At 64.1% G+C, this 21991-nt stretch carries 19 protein-coding genes; 12 read left to right on the forward strand and 7 right to left on the reverse strand.

Annotated features, from left to right (window positions below; genetic code table 11):
- The first annotated feature begins 5 nt into the window (after window positions 1-5).
- The 9 genes from BJG93_RS10625 (at window position 6) to BJG93_RS10665 (ending at window position 6306) form a co-directional block, all read left to right on the forward strand.
- Complete coding sequence (locus tag BJG93_RS10625) at window positions 6-182, forward strand: hypothetical protein (protein WP_154671840.1); 177 nt, start codon at window positions 6-8, stop codon at window positions 180-182.
- Complete coding sequence (locus tag BJG93_RS10630; protein WP_051374415.1) at window positions 179-2356, forward strand: VapE domain-containing protein; 2178 nt, start codon at window positions 179-181, stop codon at window positions 2354-2356. Before BJG93_RS10625 ends, BJG93_RS10630 begins: the two co-directional genes overlap by 4 nt.
- Window positions 2357-2625: 269 nt before the next feature.
- Window positions 2626-3318: a hypothetical protein gene (locus BJG93_RS10635; RefSeq protein WP_027198246.1), complete on the forward strand. Its 693-nt coding sequence runs from the start codon at window positions 2626-2628 to the stop codon at window positions 3316-3318.
- Between the two features lie 12 nt (window positions 3319-3330).
- Entirely contained in the window at window positions 3331-3582 is a 252-nt protein-coding gene (locus BJG93_RS10640; protein WP_027198247.1) for a hypothetical protein, read from the forward strand.
- A 92-nt stretch (window positions 3583-3674) separates the two neighbouring features.
- Complete coding sequence (locus BJG93_RS10645) at window positions 3675-4709, forward strand: phage major capsid family protein (RefSeq protein ID WP_027198248.1); 1035 nt, start codon at window positions 3675-3677, stop codon at window positions 4707-4709.
- Complete coding sequence (locus BJG93_RS10650; RefSeq protein ID WP_051374416.1) at window positions 4706-5344, forward strand: HK97 family phage prohead protease; 639 nt, start codon at window positions 4706-4708, stop codon at window positions 5342-5344. Before BJG93_RS10645 ends, BJG93_RS10650 begins: the two co-directional genes overlap by 4 nt.
- A 158-nt stretch (window positions 5345-5502) precedes the next feature.
- Window positions 5503-5694 carry a hypothetical protein gene (locus tag BJG93_RS10655; protein ID WP_071336511.1) on the forward strand — a complete coding sequence of 64 codons (192 nt, stop codon included), beginning with the start codon at window positions 5503-5505 and terminating at the stop codon, window positions 5692-5694.
- On the forward strand, window positions 5691-6032 hold the full coding sequence (locus tag BJG93_RS10660; RefSeq protein ID WP_027198249.1) for a hypothetical protein: 342 nt from the start codon (window positions 5691-5693) through the stop codon (window positions 6030-6032). Before BJG93_RS10655 ends, BJG93_RS10660 begins: the two co-directional genes overlap by 4 nt.
- A 46-nt stretch (window positions 6033-6078) precedes the next feature.
- Window positions 6079-6306, forward strand: a complete 228-nt coding sequence (locus BJG93_RS10665) for a hypothetical protein (RefSeq protein ID WP_027198250.1) — start codon at window positions 6079-6081, stop codon at window positions 6304-6306.
- Between the two features lie 238 nt (window positions 6307-6544).
- On the opposite strand, the gene BJG93_RS10670 is transcribed toward BJG93_RS10665, so the two are convergent.
- Entirely contained in the window at window positions 6545-7459 is a 915-nt protein-coding gene (locus BJG93_RS10670) for a HEPN domain-containing protein (protein ID WP_027198251.1), read from the reverse strand.
- 1337 nt (window positions 7460-8796) lie between these two features.
- Between BJG93_RS10670 and BJG93_RS10675 the strand changes: the two genes are divergently transcribed.
- A complete protein-coding gene (locus BJG93_RS10675; RefSeq protein WP_027198252.1) occupies window positions 8797-10704 on the forward strand; it encodes a propionate--CoA ligase in 1908 nt (635 codons plus the stop codon).
- 32 nt (window positions 10705-10736) lie between these two features.
- Here BJG93_RS10675 and BJG93_RS10680 read toward each other — a convergent pair whose 3' ends face one another.
- Both BJG93_RS10680 and BJG93_RS10685 read right to left on the reverse strand, forming a co-directional pair.
- Complete coding sequence (locus BJG93_RS10680; RefSeq protein ID WP_027198253.1) at window positions 10737-11531, reverse strand: 5'-methylthioadenosine/adenosylhomocysteine nucleosidase; 795 nt, start codon at window positions 11529-11531, stop codon at window positions 10737-10739.
- Window positions 11528-13891 carry a UvrD-helicase domain-containing protein gene (locus BJG93_RS10685; protein WP_027198254.1) on the reverse strand — a complete coding sequence of 788 codons (2364 nt, stop codon included), beginning with the start codon at window positions 13889-13891 and terminating at the stop codon, window positions 11528-11530. Before BJG93_RS10685 ends, BJG93_RS10680 begins: the two co-directional genes overlap by 4 nt.
- Before the next feature lie 735 nt (window positions 13892-14626).
- Here BJG93_RS10685 and BJG93_RS10690 point away from each other — a divergent pair.
- Together BJG93_RS10690 and galU are read left to right on the forward strand one after the other, a co-directional pair.
- Window positions 14627-17506 (forward strand): valine--tRNA ligase, encoded by a 2880-nt coding sequence (locus tag BJG93_RS10690; RefSeq protein ID WP_027198255.1) that lies wholly within the window; start codon window positions 14627-14629, stop codon window positions 17504-17506.
- 62 nt (window positions 17507-17568) lie between these two features.
- The gene (galU, locus tag BJG93_RS10695; protein ID WP_008921346.1) at window positions 17569-18450 is read left to right on the forward strand and encodes a UTP--glucose-1-phosphate uridylyltransferase GalU; all 882 of its coding nucleotides are present in this window, start codon (window positions 17569-17571) and stop codon (window positions 18448-18450) included.
- A 99-nt stretch (window positions 18451-18549) separates the two neighbouring features.
- On the opposite strand, the gene BJG93_RS10700 is transcribed toward galU, so the two are convergent.
- The 4 genes from BJG93_RS10700 to BJG93_RS10715 all read right to left on the reverse strand — a co-directional run bounded on the left by BJG93_RS10700 (window position 18550) and on the right by BJG93_RS10715 (window position 21841).
- On the reverse strand, window positions 18550-18777 hold the full coding sequence (locus BJG93_RS10700) for a sulfurtransferase TusA family protein (RefSeq protein WP_026225937.1): 228 nt from the start codon (window positions 18775-18777) through the stop codon (window positions 18550-18552).
- 112 nt (window positions 18778-18889) lie between these two features.
- Entirely contained in the window at window positions 18890-19948 is a 1059-nt protein-coding gene (locus BJG93_RS10705) for a Gfo/Idh/MocA family oxidoreductase (RefSeq protein WP_027198256.1), read from the reverse strand.
- Entirely contained in the window at window positions 19945-20964 is a 1020-nt protein-coding gene (gene iolG, locus BJG93_RS10710; RefSeq protein WP_027198257.1) for an inositol 2-dehydrogenase, read from the reverse strand. Before iolG ends, BJG93_RS10705 begins: the two co-directional genes overlap by 4 nt.
- Window positions 20957-21841: a MurR/RpiR family transcriptional regulator gene (locus tag BJG93_RS10715; RefSeq protein WP_027198258.1), complete on the reverse strand. Its 885-nt coding sequence runs from the start codon at window positions 21839-21841 to the stop codon at window positions 20957-20959. The genes iolG and BJG93_RS10715 overlap by 8 nt, the downstream gene beginning before the upstream one ends.
- Between the last annotated feature and the right edge of the window lie 150 nt (window positions 21842-21991).

The following is a 21991-nucleotide window of genomic DNA, read 5'->3' on the forward strand; positions in this document are numbered from 1 at the left end:
CCGTCATGGACGACGAATTCAGGGCGTGGGAAGTGTGGCTGCGTGAGGTATATCTGTCCGGCACCGGCACGCTCGACTGGATGCGCGCGGGGCCGTGGCTCGATAAAGTCGCGGACGTGCACCGGGAACTGCAGCAGTTGCGCGATGAACGCGACGAGCGCGACGCTGGGGGCCGCACATGAACGCCGCCGACCGGGATGAACTGGCACGCGCACTCGACTGCATTGATCCTGACTGCACCCGGGATGCGTGGATTGCCGTGCTGATGGGCCTGCATTCTGAAGGGCTCGAAGAGATGGCACGTGACTGGAGTGCGGCCGGTGCCAAATGGGATGCCGCCGCATTCGATACGGCGTGGCACTCGTTTCGTGACACCGGCAACGGCCATGCGCGCGTCAGCGTCGGCAGCGTGTTTCATCTCGCGCGCCAGTACGGCTTTATCCCGGCGCCACTGAAACGGGCACGGGTGGGCCGGCGCGCGCCACCCCCTGACGCTGCCCCCGCCACACCTGCCGCAGCCGCGCCGGAGCCTGCTACGCCCGCACCGGGGCCACTCCCTTACGACGACACCACTCCCTTTGCGCAATTTGCCGCGGGCACCGATGCGAGCGCCTATCCGTATGCAGTACGCAAGCGGCTCGATGTGACGCGGCTGCGGGTAGTGCAGACGTGGGATAACCGGCTTGAGCTTGGCGCGCTTTATTGCAGCGTGACCGATGGCCGTCCGCATTCTGTCCAGGTGATTGCACCCGATGGCAGAAAGCGTAACTGGCCGCGTTACGCATTCGAGGATTCCGCCTGGCGCGTGCGTGCGGATGCCGGGGCACTGGCTGATGGCACCATCGTTTATCTGGCCGAAGGCATCGCAACTGCCCAGGCCGTGTCGGACGCGGCTGGCCCCGGCGCCGTTGAAGTGCTCGCCACCGCAGGCGTGATGCGCTTCCGCACCGTGGCCGAAGCGCTGCGCGCGAAATATCCGGCGCTGCGGCTGGTGATGGTCGCGGACCGTGGGGTGGAAGCGTCGGTGATGAAAATGGCCGCGCAGTGTGGCTGCGAAGTGGCGCTGCTGCCCGGCTCGATGCCGGACCGTTCGGATGCCTGGGACTACCGCGAACAGCATGGCGCCGGTGCACTACGCGCCGTGCTTGAAGCCCCCACCACGCCGGCACCGGCGCCGCAACCGGAGCGCACCGCAGGCAGCGGTCGCAGCCGGGCCAGCCTGGCCGAGGTGCTGGATGCGCTGCACGATGATGAAGTACTGCACGGACTGATCGGCTATGACCGCATGCACCACACCATCATGCTGCTCAGGCCACGTCCGTGGCCGGCCGGCCGTGAGTGCTGGTCTGACAGTGACCTCACTAACGTCGAGCTTCGTCTGATTACAGAGCATGGCCTGCACGCGGCCTTTGACACCGTGTGGCGTGCCTGCGCGCTGCTCGCGGAAGAAAACGCATTCCATCCGGTATGCCGTTATCTCGATGGCCTGCGATGGGACGGGGTGCACCGGGTCGACGGCTGGCTGGTGACGCACTGTGGCGCCGACGACAGCGACTATGCGCGCGAGGTATCCCGCGTGCTGCTGCTTTCGCTGGTGGCGAGGGTACGTTTTCCCGGCTGCAAGCAGGATGTGATGCCCATCCTTGAAGGCGCCCAGGGCATCGGCAAAAGTGCCAGCCTCGCCACCCTGGGCGGTGAATGGTACTCCGACGCCACGCCGAACCTCGACAGCCTGCGCGATGCCGGGGAAGCGGTCGACGGGGTGTGGCTGCTCGAAAACGCCGAGATCACCGCGCTGCGACGGCACGAACTCGAAAGCCAGAAGGCATTCCTGTCGCGCACCGTGGACGCATTCCGCCCTGCCTATGGCCGTGTCTATGTGAGCCAGCCGCGCCAGTTCGTGATGGTTGGCACGACGAACCGCACTGCGGATTACCTCACTGACGAGACCGGCAGCCGCCGCTTCCTGCCGGTGCGGGTGGGCCGCTGCAATGTCGAGGCCACCCTGCACGACCGGGACCAGCTGTTTGCGGAAGCGGACAGCCGGATCGCGGCAGGCGAACACTGGTGGATCGAGGATGGCGTACTGCTGGCCGCAGCCGCCAGGGAGGCTTCAGAAAGAACCCCGGACAATCCGTGGCTCGCACGGGTGTCCGAGTACGTGAAACGGGACTATGTGCCGTATGAAAAGCGGCCTGCCGTGATTTTCGAGGCCTTCACGGACCACGCCTACGAGAACCGCAACAGCCGCGACGGCCAGCTGATCGGAGAAGCCCTGCGTTCACTGGGCTATGTGAAAAAGGTTTTGCATGGGGACCGTTTCTATGTCCCTGGGAGTGCTGAGGGTGCACGGTAGGTGCACGGTCGGTTATTGACCGTGCACCTCGCAGAGCCGCCACCAGCAAGGGTTAGTGCACGGGTGCACGGTGGTGCATGCTTTTTTCTCTTAGAGGCAGGTAATACATATAAAGAGAGAGAAGAAAAGTAGATCACGCGATATATAGCCTAATTGGGAAAACCGCGTTTCATGCGCACCAGCGCGCCCCCTGCACCCGGCCAGAAGGTCATCGATGGACGCAATGGTGCGTCAACGAAATGCACAGGAGTGCACAAGGAGAGACTGCAATGAGCTTCCGTACTTCAAAATCCGAATTCGTTCCAACACCTGAAGGCGAGTATTACGCGTGCCTGGTGCAGCTTGTCGATCTGGGCCGCAGTCCCCAGTATGGGACTGAACAGGTGGCCATGCGATTTGAACTCTGTGCGCTGCCGGGGGAGCCCTCGCTCGATGAACAGGGCCGGGGCCGTCCACCGCGACTCTGGCTGATGCCGATGAGCCTGACGGTATCGGCTGGCTCGAAGCTTGGGCGCCTGCTGGGTGGCTGGGATGGGGTGGAGCCGGATGACCTGGCCGAAGAACAGGACCTGTCCGAACGGCTGGGCCGGTGGGCACGTGCAATGGTCATTCACACCGAGCGCAACAGCCGTACCTTCGTAAACATTGACACGCTGGCGCCGCTTGAACCCGGCGAAGCGCTGCACCTGCCGCAGCCGTACTACAAGCCGTCGAGCTATGACGTGCGCGACGGCCGCTGCGAGGCCTATGAATCCCTGCCGGACTGGATGCGCGAGCGCGCTTCCAGTTCGCCGGACTGGCAGGCAAACCAGGCACCAAAGGCCACTCCGGCCGCGCCGCCGGTGAAGCACTCCCCCGCAGGCACCCGGAAACCGGCACTCCCCGCAGCCGCCCGCGAAGCGGCTGGGCGCTTTACCGGGGACGATGGTTTTGATGCACTACCAGATGTACCGTCTTTCTGACGGGCGGCACCCGTGACGGACGATGAAGCCGGACTCGAGGCACGCCTCTTTGTGTTCGTGCGCGAACGGGGCTATCCGGTCGCGGGCGACGGCTCGACCAACGAAAGCGGTGCGGCGGCGTGCCTCGGTTATGCGTCGCGCTCGACGCTCGCGAAGCAGCACGCATGCGGCAAGCTGCGCCTGCGCTTTCGCATGGCCGGTCGCTCGCGATGGTATGCGATAGCCGATATTGCGCGATACCTGTCGGACTGGCGAAACGGATGAATCTGGTGAAAGTGGCGGTTTGTCCGCGCGCTGCCGTCCACGATGCTTGATGGACGGCCCGCACCTTGCGGACCGCTCACGGGGGGCAGGCAATGAACCGGTTCATTTTCGCGAAGGCGATCCGCGCGCTGGCCGTCGGTGGTGAAGTCAGCAACGCCCGCGCGTATGCCACGAACGCCTACGGCGCGGCCTCGCCCGCGACGCAATGGCTGGCAACAAAGGCCGCGGTGCTCGCGACCGGCGACATTGACGATCCGGATGATATCGGCCTGTCCGGGATTGGCGACTTCGTTTCGCTGGTGCAGCGAGAGAACCTGATCACGAAAATCCGCGATGCGCTGGGCGGCGGCTTCCGCGAAATGGTGCCGTTCCGCGCCGTCACGCTTGAGACTGATATCGCGGGCGCTTCATGGACTGCCGAAGCCGCGCTGAAGGTAATCGACAGCAACACCTCGTTCAGCCTGCAACGCTTCGGCGTGCGCAAATGCACGGCGGTTACGATCGCGACTGCCGAACTGGTCCGGTTCGTGAACGAGCGCAGCGATGCCGTGCTCGAAAACGCACTGGCGCGTGCAGTGGGCCGCGAGATCAGCCGGACCTTCGCGGGCAACAGCGCGTCGTCCGATGCGTCGCCGGGCGGCATCTTCCACGGCGTCGAGGCGGTGGCGTCCAGCGGCGATATCGAAGCCGATGTGACCGGACTGCTCGACGGCTTTGCGGGCGATCTGTCCAGTTCGTGTTTCATCATGCCGCCCGCGCTCGCGGCGCGACTGAACCTGCTGGGTCACGACACGATCAGCGCGACGGGGGGCACGCTTGCGGGCACGGTGGCCGTCACCTCGGATGCCATCCCGGCCGGCGTGATCGGGCTCATCGATGCGCGCGCGGTGCTGCTGTACGAAGGCCCGCTCGTGCCCGACGTCACGGGACAGGCCGCAATCACGGTCGACGACGGCAGCGGGCCGAAGATACTGGCGACCTGGCAGAACAACCTCTACGCGCTACGCGCCGAGCAGTACATCAACTGGGCTTTGCCCGATCCGGATCACGCGCGATGGGCAAGCGGCGTGGCAGCGATCAGCCGGAACGATGCGCCCACAACGAAACGCAAGGGGCAGACATCATGAGACAGGCCGATATCCAGCACGCCAGCACGCTGCTGGTCATCCGCAGCGCCAACGAGGACCTGCGCGAGATCAGCGGGACTGCATCGACACCGACCCCGGACCGGTATGGCGACGTGATCGAACCGCTCGGCGTGAAATTCGTGACGCCGCTGCCGCTGCTGGTCGGCCACGATCACACCCGAAGCGTCGGCAGTGTGGTGCTCGGCGCGGCGTCGAAGCTCGGCGTTCACTTCAAGGCCGTGATTGCGAAGATCGAGCAGGACGGACCGCTGAAAAGCCTGTGCGACGATGCATGGGCCAGCGTGAAGGCCGGTCTGCTGCGCTCGGTCAGCATCGGCTTCCGGCCGCTCGAATCGGAACCGATGCAGGGCGGCGGCGTGCGGTTCACAAAATGGGAATGGCTGGAACTGTCGCTATGCGCGGTGCCGGCGCAGCCCGAGGCCACGATCACCGACATGCGCGCCTTCACGCCCGCCGAAGCGCTGGTCGAACGTCAGCTGGCCGAAGATCGCGCGCAACGCCGGCAGGCCGGACTCACCGGAACCACGACCTCACCGGCCGATGCCGTGTTTGAACGGCGGCTGGCCCAATTCCGCAGGCGCTATCCGCGCGGAGTGCGCGTGCGCGACGACTAGAACACCACCGGCGCGGCGGTGGCTAATATCCGCGCATCCGCGAGTAGTTGGCTCTGGCTGTGCGACGTTTCTCCTGTGGCGTTGCACAGTCTTTTTATTGCGCCAGCCGGACAGACGTTCCAGAATTGTTGCACTCGCAACCTGTCGGAGCGGCGATCATGGATACCGGTAGTGTGGTCATAGGTCGTGCTGTCGAGGATGTGCTGACCGGACGGCTGCGCTGGGTGCCGCGACGGATCGGGCGCGAACCGAATCCGATGCCGCCCGCCGCCACGGTCGAGGGCCGCCGCGAACGCGACCGGGCACGCAAGGCCGCACAGCGCGCGAAGCACACCGGGCGGCCGTCATGAACGACGACGGATTCCGCGCAGCCGTGGCCGCAGCGCTGCACGCCAGCAGCGGCACCCGGCCCGGACATAACGGCGGCGTCGAGCGCGATGCGCTGAGCGTCACCGGCCCACCGGTCAGGCACAGTCCGCGAGGCGAGTATCATGTTGCTGCGAAGTATGCGAAGCGGGCTGACCCGTTGCCCGTCACGTTGAACTCGACACGCTACCCGACATCATCCACCCGGCAGGTATCTGACGTGGAACCGACACCGTTCGAGCAGGCCGCCTTCGAGGAGGCGCTGGCCGATCCTGCCGTGTTCGACGCCTTCGCGCGACTGCTCGGCGACGGCGACACCTGAGCGCCGGGCATAATGACGGTCCGTGTTCCCGTCTGCGGACCTCACGATGAAAAAAGCGAAATCCCTGACGCTGGACGCCAGCGACGACGTGTGCCGCGCGCTCGGCGACCTGCTGGTCCGGCTCTGTGCCGAGGAACGCGCGAAGCGCGGACTCACCGATACCGCTTCAATCCTCGACCAGGCGGACAACGTCCTGCGCGTCGCCACGCAAAGGCTGCTCGACCACGCGGCGGTCCTGCATGCGATGGCCGGCGCACGCGAGCCGCGACACTGACGGCGGATCAGGTCTGCGTGAGTCTGCGGTCGGCGCGGGATGCGGCCGCGTGCGGTCGGGGTCCGGGGCGGGTGATTCGACCCCCGGCTGTCAAACTGCGTACATGAGAGAAAACCTTTTTCGAAGGTTTCCGTCCGCTTCTCAAAATCTTTGAGACCGCCCCCCGGCAAGTCGCCCCTCCTTCGTTGGTTGAGCGTCGCACTTCGAGTCGCATGCGGTGAACGCCATGTGTGCCTCTTTAAGTCGCGACCTCTACGCCCATAAGCCTTTCGTTGAGGAACGCTTTCGTTGGCACGAAGTTGTCTTCGATCATTCTGGTCAGGACGGACTTGATGAGATTGAACGTCTTGGCGAGGTGATCTAGGTTGTGCTTCGGCTTTCCATGGGCTGCGGCGGATCTCATGTCGTATAGATCAAAAATCTCCTTTTGTAGGTTCGCTCGTTCAGGGCCGGGCGGGTGCAGGTACGAAGCGATCAAGATGGAGACACGAAAGCGAAGCTCACTTGTAGAAGGCGAAAATAGTGCCTCAAGCGCACCCCAAAGCGAAATGAGCGTTAATGCATGATGCGGAACGAAGGTCGAAAGCGCGAAAGCATCCATCGCCAGCCGGAAGTTACCGTGCGTTCCCATCAGATCAACGGCATTCTTCCAGTTCGCCTTGACCCACGACACGCGTGCGCCCGCGTGCTCCGTGTCTTCGGGATTGATGAAGCCGAGACTGATGTATTGCGGCGTTGATTCGACCGGGGCTATTCGAATCTCGTTGTCGTCAAGTTCCGTGCCATTGGACAGCGAGTGGTTGGACTCGACAAGTAGCCGGATTCCTGGATCGCAGACGAGCCTCATCAAAACTGTGATGGTTCTGCCCACGTCGTGGTACGAGAGGCCATGAGGCGGCTCATAACTGCGAGGGATCGAAAGTTCGACCGTTACGTCCCATCCCGCGTGCGTGGATGTCGCCTTCCACGGTCCGGCGTGGTGTTCTCCTTTTAGCCTTGGAGGATTGAACGCCATGATGTTGGTTTGCATCAGATGCGCGTAAGTACTGCGCAGCATCAACCCCTTTCCGAGATCCAACTCGTCGACGCCTTCGGGTAGGGACAGTTGTGTGAGACCTGCGTAATAGCCTTCTTGTGGTTTTCGCGATTTCATGGCTAATCCAAAGAATCCAGCGTGTGCTGATACGGCGCAGCTGAGCGGGATAGCACCGTCGCAGTATCAGGCTGCCGCCGATTTGTCGCATTCGGCGAACCGGCAGCGATTTGGATCGCCATGATAGCGGACGGCGCGGCCGTTCCAGAGCGGGCGGTGCGCGCGCAAGATGGGCCGTGATGACGATGGCGCTCAGAAGCACGTGTGCTACAGCTAACCGGAGCGCGGGACGTCCAGAAGGCCGCTATGCGTGCCGTGCGGCCGGAACCCCCGTCCAGCAAGGGAAAGCGGCCGGTCCGGCTGTCGCGCGGAAAGTGCGCGGCGATAGTCCCGACGTAGTCCTCGCGCCGCGATTTAGCCCCTCGCCAACAGGTTATAATTCGCGCCAAGGCCTTGATGGATAAGGGTTCTGGCGATTCACGCATGAGCCTCGACGTTGCCCCTGTGCGGGGCGGCACCTACTTTCTTTGCTGCTGCAAAGAAAGTAGGCAAAGAAGACAGCTCACACCGCAAACTCTTAAGCGGGTCCCTCGGTCCGCGCGTGGCAGTGGTGCATCTGGAATCCGTGCTCCCGCACATTCGGCGCTTGTGACAAGGCAGTCATTCTTCCGGCGGCGCTGCGCGCGCCGAAACCCCGTTCCCAAACCATCGGTCGGTTTCCCTCGCAGACCCGTCCGCGACGCACGCAGTGCGGAGTGGGAAGCATGACGGCTTTGTCACTGCCGTGGAATGCGCGAGAGCACGGATTCCAGATGCACCACTACCTCCTCCAAGCCAGGGGACCCGCTTATGAGCTGGCGGTTTAAAGCTGTCTTCTTTGCCTACTTTCTTTGCAGCAGCAAAGAAAGTAGGTGCCGCCCCGCACAGGGGCAACGCTAATAGACCGACAAGAAAGCAAGGAAAGGCCAACACCCGCAAAAATTCACGCCACCGCCCTAGGCCCGCATCCGTCTCCACAGAAAAAAGAACCCAGCAACCACGACGACGAGGGCAAGCACAACTACGCCAGCGAAAAGACGAACAACGCTCTTTTTCCGCATTTCAATACCTGTGCGTTAGAGGACCGTAGCAATCCGGCGACGGCATGGCCACCTCCTTCATATCTGGAACGAAAAAAAAGGCCATACTGACCGCCTATACCGTACCTGACAGTAAAAAAGAACAAATGGGCGACGGATGAAATTGACGACGAACGACGTTTCCCAGTTGCCCTTCGCCCTCGCCGCGAACCCGCTTGCCCACCCTCCCACCCGTGGCTATGCTTGTGCGAACAACCCGCGCCGCCCGAGGCGCACAATGTGCAAAGTTCCTTTCCCGCCGCATGAGGATCGCCGCCGATGACCCGCTACCGCGATTTCCACCGCCGCTCGATCGACAACCCCGAAGCCTTCTGGCGCGAAGAAGCACAGCGCATTCACTGGCACACGCCGTTCGGCACCGTGCTCGACCGTTCGAAGCCGCCGTTCGCGCGCTGGTTCGTCGGCGGCCGCACGAACCTCTGTCATAACGCCGTCGACCGCCATCTGGCCGAGCGCGCGAAGCAGAACGCGCTCATCTACGTATCGACCGAAACCGGCATCGAGCGGCATTACACGTATGCCGAACTGCACGCCGAAATCAACCGGATGGCCGCCGTCATGCGCTCGCTTGGCGTGAAACGCGGCGACGTTGTACTGATCTACCTGCCGATGATCCCCGAAGCGCTGTTCGCCATGCTCGCCTGCGGGCGCCTCGGTGCAATTCACTCGGTCGTGTTCGGCGGCTTCGCGGCGCCGAACCTCGCCGCGCGTATCGACGACGCGAAGCCGGTGCTGATCGTGACGGCCGACGCCGGCGCGCGCGGCGGCAAGGTGGTCGACTACACGCCGCTCGTCGACGAAGCGCTCGCGCGCGCCATACACAAGACGCCGCACGTGCTGCTGGTCGATCGGCAACTCGCGCCCGAACGCCTGAACGCGCCGTATCTCGTCGCCTACGAGCCGCTGCGCGAGCAGTTCTTCGACGCGCATGTGCCGTGCGAATGGCTCGAATCGAACGAACCGTCGTACGTGCTGTACACGTCGGGCACGACCGGCAAGCCGAAGGGCGTGCAGCGCGATGTCGGCGGCTATGCGGTCGCGCTCGCGGCATCGATGGAATACATCTTCGAGGGCAAGGCCGGCGACACGATGTTCACCGCGTCCGATGTCGGCTGGGTGGTCGGCCACAGCTATATCGTGTACGCGCCGCTGATCGCGGGGCTGACCACCGTGATGTACGAGGGCACGCCGATTCGCCCGGACGGCGGCGTCTGGTGGCGGCTCGTCGAGCAGCACAAGATCAATCTGATGTTCACCGCGCCGACCGCGATACGCGTGCTGAAGAAGCAGGACCCGGCGCTGATGAAATCAGCCGATCTGTCGAGCCTGCGCACGCTGTTTCTCGCCGGCGAACCGCTCGACGAACCGACCGCCGCGTGGATCACGAACGCGCTGAACAAACCGGTGATCGACAACTATTGGCAGACCGAAACCGGCTGGCCGATGCTCGCGATTGCGCGTGGCATCGAGGCACTGCCGTCCAAGCTCGGCTCGCCGGGCGTGCCCTCGGTCGGCTATCGCCTGACGGTGCGCGACGAACTGACCGGCGAGCCCTGCGCGGCCGGTGAAAAAGGCGTGCTGACGCTCGACTATCCGCTACCGCCGGGCTGCATGTCGACGGTGTGGGGCGACGACAAGCGCTTCGTCAGCACCTACTGGTCGAGCGTGCCGAACCAGCAGGTCTATTCGACCTTCGACTGGGGCGTGCAGGACGAGGACGGCTACGTGACGATCCTCGGCCGCACCGACGACGTGATCAACGTCGCGGGCCATCGCCTCGGCACGCGCGAAATCGAGGAAGCGCTATCGAGCCACGCGGCCGTCGCGGAAGTCGCGGTGGTCGGCGTGACCGATCCGGTCAAGGGTCAGGCGGCGATGGCCTTCGTCGTGCTGCGTGGCGCGCAAGGCGAAGGCGACCCGAGCGAGCGAGCGCGGCTCGAAGCCGAGCTGGCGATGACGGTCGACCGCCATCTCGGCTCGATTGCGCGCCCCGCGCGCGTGGTGATGGTATCGATGCTACCGAAGACGCGCTCCGGCAAGCTATTGCGCCGCGCGATCGCGGCGCTCGCCGAAGGTCGCGAACCGGGCGATCTGCCGACGATCGAAGATCCGGCTGCGCTGCAGCAGGTGCGCGACGCGCTCGCCGCCGGCGGCGGCAAGAAATAAGCGGACGAACAAGTGGACGAACAGGCGGCTGCTCAACCCGCGGTATGCTGCGCGCCGAGAAAGCGCGCGAGGATCGCGTTCGAATACGTCCCCGCGATCCCCGTCAGAAACGACACGAACGATCCCGGCGCGTGGTCGTCGGCGGTATCGGAGATCGTGCGCACGACCGCGCACGGCACGCCGTACTCATAGCAGACCTGCGCGATCGCCGCGCCTTCCATCTCGACCGCGAGCGCGTCGGGTAGCGCGTCGCGCAGCGCCGCGACGGCCGCCGCGCTGGCGACGAACTGATCGCCGCTGACGATCAAGCCACGATGCACGCGCGGCTCGCGCGTGCCGAACCGGGCCGCGCAGGCCGCGCCTTCCTCGGCGACGAACTGCTCACATGCGGCGGCGAGACGCTCGGCGAGCGCCGCATCGGCGGCAAAGCGCGACATGCCGAGCAGCGGCACCTCGAAGCGCGGAAACAGCGGCGATGCGTCGATATCGTGCTGCATCAGCGTGCTCGCGACGACGATATCGCCGACCTGCACGTCGCCGCGGACACCGCCCGCGACGCCTGTAAACACCACGGCTTCGACATCGAACGCGTGAATGAGCGCGCTGACCGTCGTCGCCGCCGCGACCTTGCCGACGCGCGCGAGCGTGACGACGCACGGCGTGCCGTGGACGGTGCCGAGGTGGTAATCACGCCGGCCGTGCGTGAGCGTGCGCACGCCGGACTCGGCGCGCATCGCTTCGATCAGGTCGCCCAGTTCCTGCGGCAACGCGGCCAGGATGCCGAGCGGCCGCGCCCCTGCGTGGCTCGTGTTCAAGGGCGCGCTCATTCGACCGCCTGCAATTTCGCCACCGCGAGCGCCAGCCACTTCTCGCCGTGCCGCTTGAAGCGGACCTGCGCCTTCGCGTCGGTGCCGCTGCCTTCGAGCGCGGTGATCGTGCCTTCGCCGAACTTCGTGTGGAACACCTGCTGGCCGACCCGGAAGCCCGTTTCGGCCGCGCGCTGCGCGTTCGCGAACGCGGGTGCCGGCGCGGAGGCCACCGCCGCCGTCGCCGCCGAACCTCCGCCGTAGCCCGGCCGCGCGATCCAGTCGCGCCCGTAGCCGGCGTTGTCCGAGCGGCCGCCCCAGCGCGAGCCCGCCTCGACCTTCGGCGTCAGCCACTTCAGCGTTTCCTGCGGCAATTCGTCGAAGAAGCGCGAGCGGATGTTGTAGCGCGTCTGGCCGTGCAGCATCCGGCTTTGCGCGAACGACAGGTACAGCCGCTCCTTCGCGCGCGTGATCGCGACGTACATCAGACGCCGCTCTTCTTCGAGACCATCTGACTCCATCGCGCTGTTCTCGTGCGGGAACAGCCCTTCTTCGAGACCGGTGATGAACACGGCGGTGAATTCGAGCCCCTTTGCAGCGTGCACCGTCATCAGCTGCACCGCTTCCTGGCCGGCCTGCGCCTGGTTATCACCGGCTTCGAGCGACGCGTGCGACAGGAAACCCGCGAGCGGTGTCATCGTGTCGGGGTTTTGCGCCGGATCGGCGATGCCCGGCGCGTCGAGTACCACCGTGTTCGGATCGTCGGTCGCGACCGCGAGTTCGGGCGCGGCGCTGGCTCCGGGGCGCAGTGGAATCGAGCGCGCGGGCGTATCGAGCCCGTAGCCTTCCTCGCTGACGAACGCGGCGGCCGCGTTCACGAGTTCCTGCAAGTTTTCGAGCCGCTCCTGGCCTTCGCGCTCGTTCTGATAGAAGTCCGCGAGACCGCTCGCGCGGACCACGTACTCGACGGTCTCGGGCAGACTCATCTGCTGCGTGTCGGCGCGCATTTTGCCGACCAGGTTCGCGAACGCGGCGAGGCTCGAGCCCGCCTTGCCGGCGACGTACGGAATCGCCGCGGCCATCGAGCAGTTATACAAACGCGCCGCGTCGGCGATCTGTTCGATCGAACGCGCGCCAATGCCGCGCGTGGGGAAATTGACCACGCGGCCGAATGCGGTGTCGTCGTTCGGGTTGTCGATCAGGCGCAGATACGCGAGCGCGTGCTTGACTTCCTGACGCTCGAAAAAGCGCAGGCCGCCATACACGCGATACGCGATGCCCGCGTTGACGAGCGTGTGCTCGATCGTGCGCGACTGCGCGTTGCTGCGATAAAGCACTGCGATTTCGCTGCGCGACAGGCCGGTGTTGATCAGCGCGCGGATCTCTTCGACGATCCAGCCGGCTTCCTGCGAATCGGTCGCCGATTCATACACGCGCACCGGTTCGCCGTGGCCCGCGTCGGTGCGCAGATTCTTGCCGAGACGCCGCGAGTTGTTCGCGATCAGCTGGTTCGCGGCATCGAGAATATGGCCGTGCGAGCGATAGTTCTGCTCGAGCTTGATCAGATTGCGCACGTTGAACTCGTGCTCGAAGTCGCGCATGTTGCCGACGTTCGCGCCGCGGAACGCGTAGATCGATTGATCGTCGTCGCCGACCGCGAAGATCGCGTTGTGCTGACCCGCGAGCAGCTTGAGCCACGCGTATTGCAGCTTGTTGGTGTCCTGAAACTCGTCCACCAAGATGTGCCGGAAGCGCGCCTGATAATGCGCGCGCAGCGGCGGATTGTGCGCGAGCAGTTCGTAGCAGCGCAGCAGCAGTTCGGGGAAGTCGACGACGCCTTCGCGCTGGCACTGCTGGTCATAGGCTTCGTAGAGCTCGACGAACTTGCGGTTGAAGTTGTCGGTGGCGTCGACGTCCTTGGGGCGCAGGCCCTGCTCTTTTGCGTTGTTGATGAAGTACTGGAGATTTTTCGCCGGGTACTTTTCATCGTCGATGTTGAGGCCCTTCATCAGGCGTTTGAGCGCCGACAGTTGGTCCGCGGTATCGAGAATCTGGAACGTGGCGGGCAGCCCGGCGTCGCGGTGATGCGCGCGCAGCATGCGGTTGCACAGGCCGTGGAACGTGCCGATCCACATACCGCGCGTGTCGATCGGCAATAGCGCCGACAGGCGCGCCATCATTTCGCGGGCGGCTTTGTTGGTGAAGGTCACCGCGAGGATGGTCGCGGGGGACGCGAGGCCTTGCTGGATCAGCCACGCGATGCGGGTGATCAGGACGCGGGTTTTGCCGCTCCCCGCGCCCGCCAGGATCAGGGCGGGCTCATTCGGGAGTGTGACGGCGGCGTGTTGTTCGGGGTTTAGATTGGAGAGGAGGTCGGGCATTTTTTCGCGGAGCGCAGTTCGGGGGACATTATATGCCCCGGCGGGGGCGGCGCTTTTTTGGCTTTTTTCTTGTTCTGGCCTGGTTGTGTCTTTCGTTGTTCTGGCCTCGTTGGCCTTTCCTTGATTTCTTGTCGGTCTATTGGCGTTGCCCCTGTGCGGGGCGGCACCTACTTTCTTTGCTGCTGCAAAGAAAGTAGGCAAAGAAGACAGCTCACACCGCCAATTCTTAAGCGGGTCCCTCGGTCCGCCTCCGGCAGTGGTGCATCTGGAATCCGTGCTCCCGCACATTCAGCCGTAGTGACAAAGCAGTCATTCTTCCGGCGGCGCTGCGCGCGCCGAAACCCCGTTCCCAAACCATCGGTCGGTTTCCCTCGCAGACCCGTCCGCGACGCACGCAGTGCGGAGTGGGAAGGATGACGGCTTTGTCACTGCCGTGGAATGTGCGGGAGCACGGATTCCAGATGCACCACTGCCCCTTCCAAGCCAGGGGACCCGCTTATGAGCTGGCGGTGTAAAGCTGTCTTCTTTGCCTACTTTCTTTGCAGCAGCAAAGAAAGTAGGTGCCGCCCCGCACAGGGGCAACGCCAATAGACCGACAACAAAGCAAGGAAAGGCAACAAAGCCAGAACAAGGAAAAAAGCGCCCCCCAGTCCACCCCATGCCAGCCGGCAAAAAACCCCGTCCAGCTATAATCAACCATTCCCCGAATCCAAAATCCTGCCTTTAACGAGAAACATGAGCGACACCCCGAGCGACCCCACCTCGACGCTTGCAAAAAGCTTCGAACCTCACACCATCGAAGCCCACTGGGGCCCTGAATGGGAAAAGCGCGCCTACGCCGCGCCCTCCTTCGACGCGAACCGCAAGGATTTCTCGATCCAGCTGCCGCCGCCGAACGTCACCGGCACGCTGCACATGGGCCACGCGTTCAACCAGACCATCATGGACGGCCTCACGCGCTATCACCGTATGCTCGGTGAGAACACGCTATGGGTGCCGGGTACCGACCACGCGGGCATCGCCACGCAGATCGTCGTCGAACGGCAACTCGACGCGCAGGGCGTCTCGCGCCACGACCTCGGCCGCGAGAAGTTCGTCGAGCGCGTGTGGGAGTGGAAGCAGCAGTCCGGCTCGACCATCACGAATCAGGTGCGTCGTCTCGGTGCGTCGATCGACTGGTCGCGCGAATACTTCACGATGGACGACAAGATGTCGGCCGCCGTGCGCGACGTGTTCGTGCGTCTGTACGAACAGGGCCTGATCTATCGCGGCAAGCGCCTCGTGAACTGGGACCCGGTGCTGCTCACCGCCGTCTCCGACCTCGAAGTGGTCAGCGAGGAAGAAAACGGCCACCTGTGGCACATCCAGTATCCGTTGACCGACGGCTCGGGCCATCTGACCGTCGCCACGACCCGTCCGGAAACCATGCTCGGCGACACCGCCGTCATGGTGCACCCGGAAGACGAGCGCTACGCGCACCTGATCGGCAAGACCGTCACGCTGCCGCTGTCGAACCGCGAAGTGCCGATCATCGCCGACGACTACGTCGACCGCGAATTCGGCACCGGCGTCGTCAAGGTCACGCCCGCGCACGATTTCAACGACTACCAGGTCGGCCTGCGCCACCAGCTGCCGCAAATCGAAATCCTCACGCTCGACGCGAAGATCAACGGCAACGCGCCCGAGAAGTACCGCGGCCTCGATCGTTTCGAAGCCCGCAAGCTGGTGGTCGCCGATCTCGAGGCGCTCGGCGCGCTCGAATCGGTCAAGCCGCACAAGCTGATGGTGCCGCGCGGCGACCGCACCGGCGTCGTGATCGAGCCGATGCTGACCGACCAGTGGTTCGTCGCGATGAGCAAGCCGGCGCCCGAGGGTACGTTCAACCCGGGCAAATCGATCGCCGAGACGGCGCTGGACGTGGTCCGCAACGGCCAGATCAAGTTCGTGCCGGAAAACTGGACCACCACGTACTACCAGTGGCTCGAAAACATCCAGGACTGGTGCATCTCGCGTCAGCTGTGGTGGGGTCATCAGATCCCGGCATGGTACGGCGAGAACGGCGAAGTGTTCGTCGCCAGGACCGAGGAAGAAGCGCGCGCGAAGGCCGTCGCCACCGGCTACACGGGCGCGTTCAAGCGCGACGAAGACGTGCTCGACACGTGGTTCTCGTCGGCTCTCGTGCCGTTCTCGTCGCTCGGCTGGCCGAATCAAACGGAAGAGCTCAAGCACTTCATGCCGTCGTCGGTGCTCGTCACCGGCTTCGACATCATCTTTTTCTGGGTCGCGCGCATGGTCATGATGACCACGCACTTCACCGGCAAGGTGCCGTTCGAGACGGTGTATGTGCACGGTCTGGTGCGCGACGCCGAAGGCCAAAAGATGTCGAAGAGCAAGGGCAACACGCTCGACCCGATCGATATCGTCGACGGCATCGATCTCGACGCGCTCGTCGCGAAGCGCACCACCGGCCTGATGAATCCGAAGCAGGCCGCGTCGATCGAAAAGAAGACCCGCAAGGAGTTTCCGGACGGTATTCCGGCGTTCGGCACCGACGCGCTGCGCTTTACGATGGCGTCGATGGCCACGCTCGGCCGCAACGTCAATTTCGACCTCGCACGCTGCGAAGGCTATCGCAACTTCTGCAACAAGCTGTGGAATGCCACGCGCTTCGTGCTGATGAACTGCGAAGGCCATGACTGCGGTTTCGGCCAGCCGGCGCAATGTGGCGAATGCGGGCCGGAAGGCCATCTGCACTTCTCGCCGGCCGACCGCTGGATCGTCTCGCAACTGCAGCGCGTAGAGGCGGAAGTCGTCAAGGGCTTTTCCGACTATCGTTTTGACAATGTGGCCAACGCCCTATACAAGTTCGTATGGGACGAATATTGTGACTGGTACCTTGAACTCGCCAAAGTGCAGATCCAGACGGGTCAGCCGAACCAGCAGCGCGCAACGCGCCGTACGCTTCTGCGCGTGCTCGAAACGGTGTTGCGCCTCGCGCATCCGGTGATTCCGTTCATCACCGAAGCGCTGTGGCAGAAAGTGGCGCCGCTCGCAGGGCGCTACCCCGAAGGCAAGGCCGACGGCGAGGCGTCCATCATGGTGCAGCCGTACCCCGTGGCGGACCTGTCGAAGCTGGACGAAGACGCCGAGCAGTGGGCGGCCGATCTTAAAGCGGTGATCGATGCATGCCGGAATCTGCGCGGTGAAATGAACCTGTCGCCGGCGGTCAAGGTGCCGTTGTTCGCCACCGGCAATGCGCAGCGTCTTCGCACTTTCGCACCTTACGCTCAAGCGTTGGCGCGGCTGTCCGAGGTGCAGATCATCGCCGACGAAGCCGCGCTCGACGCCCAGGCGGATGGCGCGCCAATTGCTATCGTAGGAACCGACAAGCTGGTATTGAAGGTCGAAATCGACGCGGCGGTCGAACGGGAGCGCCTGTCGAAAGAGATCACGCGATTGAGCGCCGAAATCGTCAAATGCAACGGCAAGTTGCAGAATCAGGCGTTCGTTGCGAAGGCGCCGGCGGCGGTCGTGGAACAGGAGCAGAAACGGCTTGCCGATTTCGAAGCCACCGTCGGCAAGCTGAAAGCACAACTGGCCCGCTTGCCGGCCTGACCGACGCGCCCGCCCACCTCAACGGCGGGCAAGGACTTAAACCGAGGACTCAGGGTATTCACATGCTAAAAGTTACGAAGGCGGTTTTTCCGGTGGCAGGTCTTGGCACCCGCTTCCTCCCCGCCACCAAGGCTAGCCCGAAGGAGATGCTGCCGATCGTCGACAAGCCGCTGATTCAGTATGCGGTCGAAGAGGCGATGGCGGCCGGCATCACCGAAATGATCTTCGTCACGGGCCGCAGCAAGCGCGCGATCGAAGACCATTTCGACAAGTCCTATGAGATCGAGGCCGAACTCGAGGCGCGCGGCAAGGACAAGCTGCTCGAACTGGTGCGCAGCATCAAGCCGAGCCATGTGGACTGCTTCTACGTGCGCCAGGCGGAGGCGCTGGGCCTCGGCCACGCGGTGCTATGCGCCGAGAAGCTGGTCGGCGACAACCCGTTCGCGGTCATTCTCGCCGACGACCTGCTGTACGGCACCCCGCCCGTGATGACCCAGATGATCGAGGTGTTCGATCACTATCACAGCTCGGTGATCGGCGTCGAAGAGATCCCGCCCCAAGACACGAAGTCGTACGGCATCGTCGACGGCAAGGAATGGGAGGATTCGATCATCAAGATGTCGGGCATCGTCGAAAAGCCGGAGCCGAGCGTGGCGCCGTCGAACCTCGGCGTGGTGGGCCGTTATGTGTTGAAGCCGCGCATCTTCGATCATCTGCGCTCTATCAAGCCGGGCGCGGGCGGTGAGTTACAGCTGACGGACGCGATCCAGTCGCTGCTCGCCGACGAACAGGTGCTCGCATACAAGTATCACGGCACCCGTTTCGACTGCGGCAGCAAGCTCGGCTATCTGAAGGCGACGGTCGAGTTCGCGCTGCGTCACCCGGAAGTGGCCGCCGATTTCGAAGAATATCTGCGCACCCGCTCGCCGGTGCTCGAAGGCTGAGACCGAAAGAACGGCTGAAACGAAGAAGGCGCTGTCCCCGCTTAAAAGGGGACGGCGCCTTCTTTTTTACATCGGACGGACGGTTTTACCGACTGCCGTTCACCGGCGCCGCATCAGGAACGTGAACACCTTGTCGTGCGCGGAGCTTTCGACGATCTCGTTGCCGGTCTGCTTCGCGAACGCGGCAAAATCGCGCTGCGAGCCGGGATCGGTGGCGAGCACCTTCAGAATCTGGCCGCTTTCCATGTCGGCAAGCGCCTTTTTGGCGCGCAGGATGGGCAGCGGGCACATGAGCCCGCGCGCATCGACTTCCTTGTGAATCTGAATTTGCATCGACGATGACCTTCGGGACGAGGCGTCGCTGAAGACGCCGGACAGAGGGTCAAATTCTACCGCAGACCGGGCGCCGCCGCCGGGCAGCGCGCGGCGGCGAGCGCCGCTACAGCGTCACCGCCTCGCCGCTTTGCAGTGATTGGCGCAGCGCCAGGCCGATGCGCGTCGCTTCGAGCGCATCGGCAAGCGTCGCGCCGCTCGATGCCGCATCGCCCTTGCCTGCCCCGTTTTGCACCGACGCAACGAACGCGCGTGCCTCGTGCAGAAACGCGTCCTCGAACCGGTCGAAAAAGTTCGGCGTGCATTCGTTGCGAATGCCGCTCGCGTCGTAGATCTCGACGCGATTCGCGCGCGGATTGCGGCCGACCGTCAGTGCGCCCGCCGTGCCGATTATTTCGCTATGCGTGTCGTTGCCGTGCGCCTGGGTGCGCGAGGCGTAGAACATCGCGAGCTTGCCACCCTCGAACTCGCAGATCGCGACGCCGTTATCGACGTCGCCGAATTCGCGCAGACCGTCGTGCAGCGCGACCGTTCCCGCCGCGAACACGCGCGTCGCACGCGGCTTGCCGAGCAGCCAGCGGGCGACGTCGATGTCATGCACCGTGCAGTCGAGAAAGATGCCGCCCGAGGTCGCCGCGAAGCGCACGAAAAAGCCGTCGTTGTCGTTTTGATCGGTGGTTTGCGAGCGCACGAGGAACGGCAGGCCGATCCGACCGGCGGCGATCTTCTCGAACGCGTCGCGGTAGCTCGGATCGAAGCGGCGCATGAAGCCGATCGTCGCCTGCAAGTGCGGATAGCGCGCCGCTTCGGCCAGCACGCGCTCGCATTCCGCGATCTCCAGCGACAGCGGCTTTTCGCAGAACACATGCTTGCCTGCCTGCAACGCGTCGACGATCTGCTGCGCGTGCAGCGACGACGGCGTGACGAGCCACACCGCGTCGACGTGCGGATCGGCGAGCAGCTCCGTGTAATCGGCGTACAAACGCGGCGCATCGAGCGACTGATGCAGCGCATCGCGCGCCCAGGCAAGCTCGTCTTGCAGCGGACTGCAGGCGGCCGCGAGCGTCGCGCCCGGCACCCGATAAGCGAGATTCTCCGCATGCCGCTTGCCGAGCCGCCCAAGGCCGACCACGCCGATCCGCAAACGCTCCGTGGCGGGCTTCATCGCGCTGCCTCGCCGAGTTTGATCGCGCGGCCCTCGCGCCAGGAACGCGTCGCGGCTTCCGCGAGTTCCAGCGCTTTCAGGCCATCGGCGACGGTCGTGCGCACCGGCTTGCCGTGCGTGAGCGCGTCAAAGAAATGCGCGATTTCGAGCGCGTACGCCGCGCGATAGCGTTCGAGGAAGAACGCCTCGGGCACGTCGGTCGAAACTTCCGTTTTCGAGTAAGCGGTGACCTCGGTCGGCCGCACGTTGCCCGCTTGCAGCATGCCGGCGCTGCCGAGCACTTCGAAGCGCTGGTCGTAGCCGTAGGCCGCGCGGCGCGTGGTGTTGATCTGACACAGGCGCCCGCGCTTGGTGCGGATCGTCACCGCGGTCGAATCGATGTCGCCCGCGTCGGCGATCGCGGGATCGGTGAGGCAACTGCCGGTGGCGTGCAGCGTGTCGGCTTCGTCGTCGAGAATCCAGCGGAAGATGTCGAAGTCGTGAATCAGCATGTCCTTGAAGATGCCGCCCGAGTGGCGGATGTACTCGAGCGGCGGCGCGCCCGGATCGCGGCTCGTCACGACCAGCATTTCCGGCGTGCCGATCTCGCCAGCGTCGAGGCGCGCCTTCAATGAGGAAAACGTCGGATCGAAGCGCCGCTGAAAGCCGATCATGCAGACGACGCCCGCGCGCTCCACGGCCTGCGCGCACATCCGCGCACGCTCCAACGTCAGATCGACCGGCTTCTCGCAGAAGACGTGCTTGTTTTGCGCGGCCGATTTGACGATCAGGTCCGCATGCGTGTCGGTGCTCGAACAGATCACGGTCGCGCCGATCGACGCGTCGCCGATCGCGCCGTCGACGTCGGCGACCTGCGCGCCATGCTGCGCGGCCAGCGCGGCCGCGGCCTCGCGATTCACGTCGACCACGTACTTGAGCCGCACACCCGGCTGCCGTGCGAGATTCGCCGCATGGATCTTGCCGATGCGTCCCGCGCCGAACAGCGCGACGTCGATCGGATTTACCGCGTCAGTCATCGTAGCCTCCAGTGTCGTTGGATTCTTCAACGTTCAGTTCGAGCTTGTACGCGAGCGCGATGAAGAGCGCCTGGCACAAGCAGATCGTGCTGGTCAGCGAGCGGAACGCGAATGCGCTGCCCTCTTTCACGTACAGCTGCGTGCTCGCGTAGCGCGCGAGCGGCGATAGTTGGCTATCCGTAATGACGAGCGTCTTCGCCTGATGATGATGCGCGACGCGCAGACAGTACTGGGTCTCCTTGCCGTACGGCGCGAAGCTGATCGCGATCACCACGTCGCCCTTTTTCACGCTGCGGATCTGCTCGCGGTACATGCCGCCGAAACCGGACACCAGATGCACGCGCTTGTGCGTATGCTGCAACGCGTAGACGATGTAGCTCGCGACCGGAAACGAGCGCCGCACACCGACCACATAGATGTTATCGGCCTGCTGCAGCATTTTTACGGCGGCGTCGAACTGCTTGTCATCGAGCCCCGCTTCGAGTTCTTCGAGTCCCCCGCGCGACGCGGCGATGAATTCACGCGCGACCGAGCCGCCCGACAAGGTGCCCGGCTTCTCGTCGATCAGCTTGCGGATGCGCTGCTGATAGCTCGGCGACGACACGCCTTGCCCGGTATACGCCTGACGAAACACCGCCTGCAGATCGGAGAAGCCGGAAAAGCCGAAGCGCTGCGCAAAGCGCACGACCGCCGACGGATGCACGCCGCAGCTCGCGGCGATATCGCTTGTGCGATCCATCATCACGCTCGAGCGATGCTGCTCGATGTACGTCGCCACGCTCTTCAACTGGCGCGGGAGCGACTCGTAGATAACCGCGATGCGCTGCATCAATTCGTCGACGCTCGGCACCGCCTCTTCGGTGATCTGTTCCGCCATGACTGCCTCTCGGGGTTTCCTGCAATGCGGCAGACGCGCCGCGAACCGCCGCAACACGCTTCGGACGTTGCCGATTATAGGCAGCGGCCTCGTCAAATGGAACGTATTTTCCATTTTTATTTATCGTGAAATTTTCTTTGCAAGGCGGCG

Origin of the sequence: Paraburkholderia sprentiae WSM5005 (assembly GCF_001865575.2) — a bacterium.
GTDB classification, from domain to species: Bacteria; Pseudomonadota; Gammaproteobacteria; order Burkholderiales; family Burkholderiaceae; genus Paraburkholderia; species Paraburkholderia sprentiae.